This is a genomic window from Borrelia hispanica CRI, from assembly GCF_000500065.1.
Lineage (GTDB): Bacteria > Spirochaetota > Spirochaetia > Borreliales > Borreliaceae > Borrelia > Borrelia hispanica.
Genome location: NZ_AYOU01000057.1, coordinates 1 through 3,872, shown reverse-complemented (window position 1 = coordinate 3,872; position 3,872 = coordinate 1). Strand labels below are relative to the sequence as shown.

Annotated in this window: 7 protein-coding genes; 2 read left to right on the top strand and 5 right to left on the bottom strand. The window is 26.9% G+C overall.

The window, feature by feature from the left end; translation table 11 throughout:
* From U880_RS0101520 to U880_RS0101500, 5 genes are all read right to left on the bottom strand, one after another.
* Window positions 1-207 (bottom strand): hypothetical protein (locus U880_RS0101520; RefSeq protein ID WP_024654493.1); only part of this gene is annotated, 207 nt, incomplete at its 3' end.
* Between the two features lie 11 nt (window positions 208-218).
* Window positions 219-608 carry a BBA14 family lipoprotein gene (locus tag U880_RS0101515; RefSeq protein WP_024654492.1) on the bottom strand — a complete coding sequence of 130 codons (390 nt, stop codon included), beginning with the start codon at window positions 606-608 and terminating at the stop codon, window positions 219-221.
* A 12-nt stretch (window positions 609-620) separates the two neighbouring features.
* A complete protein-coding gene (locus U880_RS0101510) occupies window positions 621-983 on the bottom strand; it encodes a hypothetical protein (protein WP_024654491.1) in 363 nt (120 codons plus the stop codon).
* A gap of 27 nt (window positions 984-1,010) precedes the next feature.
* Window positions 1,011-1,703, bottom strand: a complete 693-nt coding sequence (locus U880_RS0101505; protein WP_024654490.1) for a DUF261 family protein — start codon at window positions 1,701-1,703, stop codon at window positions 1,011-1,013.
* Window positions 1,693-2,088, bottom strand: a complete 396-nt coding sequence (locus U880_RS0101500) for a hypothetical protein (protein ID WP_024654489.1) — start codon at window positions 2,086-2,088, stop codon at window positions 1,693-1,695. Before U880_RS0101500 ends, U880_RS0101505 begins: the two co-directional genes overlap by 11 nt.
* A gap of 404 nt (window positions 2,089-2,492) precedes the next feature.
* Here U880_RS0101500 and U880_RS0101495 point away from each other — a divergent pair, with 404 nt between their 5' ends.
* Both U880_RS0101495 and U880_RS0101490 read left to right on the top strand, forming a co-directional pair.
* Window positions 2,493-2,918, top strand: coding sequence for a hypothetical protein (locus U880_RS0101495; protein ID WP_024654488.1), 426 nt, complete (start codon window positions 2,493-2,495; stop codon window positions 2,916-2,918).
* Between the two features lie 442 nt (window positions 2,919-3,360).
* A partial coding sequence (locus U880_RS0101490) for a plasmid maintenance protein (protein ID WP_024654487.1) occupies window positions 3,361-3,872 on the top strand: 512 nt, incomplete at its 3' end.

The window sequence follows — 3,872 nt, the reverse complement described above, 5'->3', positions numbered from 1 at the left end:
AGAATCAGAATCATTAGAATCAGAAGAACCAGAATCAGAAGAATCAGAATCATCATTAGATGATATTAATTCTGCATCAACAAATTCAGAAGGTTCATTAGACACTGTGGAAACCAAATCATCAGAAGAAGGAGCATCTGTACCCAAATCTAATGATTCTCCTTCTTCTAATCCAGTTTCTAATTCAACTTCTTGTTGCAAATTCACTATATTTTCCCCTACTCCTCTAAGTACACCTGGGTATATTTACGATACACAGAAACAGCAATAGGTTTTGTTCCTTCTATATAACGTTTGTAATAAGCAATTCTCTTAGTAATTCCTAATTCACCAGCATCACCTTGGTATGTAGGATCAAAAGGTTCAAAATATGGAAATTTGTCCCTTTTGTAATAACGATCAACATACTCTTTAGTATCAAGAAGCCACAAATTGAGACTTAATGCATACTGAAATAACGCAGCCTCATCAATAGCCAAACTTACAGGATCATTTTTCTCTAGTAGTACAGGTTCAACAGGCAGACTTGCAATACCTTTACAAGACAATAATATGACTACCAAAAACAAAGACAACAAATAACTTTTATTTACAATAAATCTATTCATAAACGCTTATACCTATAATGATTCAGTTTGAACTTTTTGTAATATCTCACTAGCAATTTGACCTCTAAGCTTAATGAGCTTATCATACTCATCCCAATTCTCACCATCTTCTAAAGCCCTGCAAGCATCAATAGCTACATCAAGCGCTCCTTGAAGTTTAGAATTAAGTATTTCAAATGCACGTTTGTCTTCATTGTTTTTTGCAATTTCATTCTTGATATAGTAAATAAAATTAAGAATGTTACTTGTAAATTTCATACCTTCACGTACAAGATTAGTATTAGACTCTCCTATAAAACCATCAAATTCTGCAAGTAAAGAATCTTTTGCTACTACCGCATCAAAAAGTTTATTTACATTTTTTATTGCACTCACTTTAAACCTCCCAAAATAAATTTTTTTTCATGCTCTATTAAACTGCTCACGATACAAAGCAAGTCTTTGCCTAACGCCATTAACAATAGACGAATCACTAATTTTAAATACTCGTAAAGATTCAAGAACACCATCATTTACAGCTTTGGAACTACCAAGTGAATCCCAAATAACAGAATTTAAATCATTATCAATAATCACAAAATGATATAAATCACTTTTACTATCTTTATATTTACCAATTAAAATATCACAACTATCAGGATCATATTCAGTAGGGGAGTAGTGTACATCGAGATAATGAATATCATCACTAATTCCAAGACTTTTGAATATTAAATTTGGATCAAGAACATACGAATTGACATCTTTTAAACATCCAGCATCAGCAAGACTTTTAAAAAGCAAATCAACTTCGAATTTATCGAAACATTTTTCAATCTTGTCTTTTATCTCTTTTACCACAAAAGAAATAAACAAAATACATAAGAAATAACATCCAAACTTACAAATAGCACTATTTTGTTCTTTGAAATTATATTGAAAAGGAACTACTAGCCTGTGTTTTTCTATTTCTTTGATTTTTTCATACACTTGATAAGAAGAATTTTTCAATGGAACAGCACTTTCGAGCAATTCTGATTTATATTTTTTTATAAAATGATCTTTCAAGACGTTATATGCAAAATTGTAAATAAAAACAAACAATTTATTTTTCATCGTTTACTTCTTCCCCTACTCTGTTTACTTCTTCCCCTACCCTCTTCAAAGAATCAAAACATTTGTCCAATTCTTCTTTGAATGCACGCTTAATTTTTAGTCTTTCTTTGAACAGAAGAGTTTCTACTTCTGATATCATCTCTTTACTTTCCAAATTCAATTTTTGAATATCCTTTTTAAAATCTTGTTTGAAAAAATTTTTAAGGGATTCAAATTCATTCTTCAGTCTGTTTTCAGATTCAACACGTAATTCTTCGAGAAGATCTTTCTTAAGTTCAGCTAAAAATCCTTGAAAAGCATAGGTTCCCAATCCTGAAACACAAATCACTATTCCTGTTACAACAGTTCCAATGATATTTAGTTGTTTCTTAAGATTATTAGCCACCTAAATCCCCTCCTGTTACCCTTGAAAATGACAAACAAAATTACTTTACCATTCTTAACCTAACTTTATTTAATTAAAATCAACAAAAGCAAAGTAATTTGCTTTATTTTTCAGAAAGCATCACCGAAACCTGTAGCAATATACCAATAACTACAAAATTTTAGTTATTTTAATATACAATATAATAAATTATGAGTCAACATATGTTTGTTCATATTTTACATATATTAACTCATAATTACAAATAAAAATATCGTAAAACAAAAAAAAAGATAAATTAAAGCTATAATTATATATTGCTACTTAATATATATTAATACTTGTAAACAAATATTAACTATTTTAAAATTTCTAAGTATTATAAAAATAATATACCATTAATTAATTAAATAGGAGGCATCACAATGAAAATCATAGGAAAAACAAATTTATATAAAATTGGAGAAGTAGTAGAAATATTAAAAGCAAATTTCAATTACAAAAAAAGTAAGTCACATATGTGTAGAAAAGCATCTCTCTTGAATGCATATATCACATATAACAATATGAGGTTTATTCCAGAAAGTATAATCAGTGAATTAATGACAGACATAACAATAAAAGACCTGAAATCACAAACTAAAGCAAATATTGCAAAAAAATTAGCAATCACAAAAAAGGAAATACAAATATACGATAACAATATCGAAATATCCAATACCAACGATATAAGCGAAATTATTCACGAAACAACAATGCAACTAAAACAAGAAATAACACAATTAAAACAAGAAATCATACAATTAAAACAAACAATAAAAAAACAAATATTTATACAACATACTAAATAATAAACACTTGAATAGTGTTTATTATTTATAAAGATTTACACAAAAAATAAACATATCTTTAATATAATCTCACAATAATAACTTAAAACTGCAACAACCATAATTATTCTTAAGTTATACTAAATTACAATATATAAAAAAATTAATATAGTATGAGTTTAAATTTATTGACACTAATTTTAAAGTAATTTAAAATTAGTATTTATGATGCGAAATAACATCTTAAATACTAATTATGACATATTTTTTTACGATATAAATAAAAATTTCACAAAAATTGTTTCTAAAGTTTGTTCAATCAAAAGAATAGTGTATAAAAAAATCACCCCTACCGCAAAACTAGTCAAGAGTGAAATATTTGTATATAATAGTATACAAATTAAAGTCCAAAGATTCTTCAAAAAAAGAAAATCTCAACTTTGGACAAAAATAAAACAAAACTATGCTAAGTATACCAAAAGATAATAAGAATTTCAAATTTCAAGACCCAGAAGGTCAAATAAATGCAATATTAAAAAGCCTTGTAGAACTAAATATTCATAAAGATCCCAATAATAGTCAAACAATACGAATGTCATATGTTAAATTGCAAATAATCAAGATGCTAAAACGATATAACAGAATAATTAAAATTTATTGGGCAATCAATACTAAAAATACAAATTATAAACAATCAATGGGAATTGAAGAATATTCAGCTTGTGATATCCAAAAAATAGTACTTAAATTATTAGAAAATGATGCTGCAAAAAAAGTATGTAAACGCACACTAGAATTAGATATAAAGCTACTCAATAATCTAAATCTAATAAAATCTAAAATCATAAGATTTGGAAAAGGAAAAGGAAGTGTCGCTTATTATGTGCAAAACATGGAACTAATGCCTACACATAAAGACGCGATATTAGAATATCTAACACAAATGCTACAAGATAATTTAAAAGATAAAATCAT

Excerpts from the sequence above, each read along its gene's own strand:
- U880_RS0101505 (WP_024654490.1), bottom strand. The coding sequence starts at position 1,703 with ATGAAAAATAAATTGTTTGTTTTTATTTACAATTTTGCATATAACGTC.
- U880_RS0101515 (WP_024654492.1), bottom strand. The coding sequence starts at position 608 with ATGAATAGATTTATTGTAAATAAAAGTTATTTGTTGTCTTTGTTTTTG.
- U880_RS0101495 (WP_024654488.1), top strand. The coding sequence starts at position 2,493 with ATGAAAATCATAGGAAAAACAAATTTATATAAAATTGGAGAAGTAGTA.